At 45.1% G+C, this 255-nt stretch carries 1 tRNA gene; it reads left to right on the top strand.

Annotated features, from left to right (window positions below):
- Positions 1-36 precede the first annotated feature (36 nt).
- A tRNA-Ala gene (locus NUX24_RS21760) sits at positions 37-112 on the top strand.
- Positions 113-255 lie beyond the last annotated feature (143 nt).

Genomic DNA, 255 nt, shown 5'->3' with positions numbered 1-255 from the left:
TTTTAAAGGATGAGCGGTACAGAGATTATAAACGATGGGGCTATAGCTCAGCTGGGAGAGCGCCTGCTTTGCACGCAGGAGGTCTGCGGTTCGATCCCGCATAGCTCCACCATCTTTTACTGCGAACCCAAGAAAACTTCAGAGTGAACCTGAAAAGGTGCACTGCGAAGTTTTGCTCTTTAAAAATCTGGATCAAGCTGAAAATTGAAACGACACATCTTAATGGTGTGTTCGAGTCTCTCAAATTTTCGCAAT

This window comes from Enterobacter sp. HG048 (genome assembly GCF_024702055.1).
In the GTDB taxonomy this organism is placed as follows: domain Bacteria; phylum Pseudomonadota; class Gammaproteobacteria; order Enterobacterales; family Enterobacteriaceae; genus Enterobacter; species Enterobacter dykesii.
Note: the sequence above shows the minus strand (reverse complement) of the source record. Positions and strands in the feature narration are given on the sequence as shown.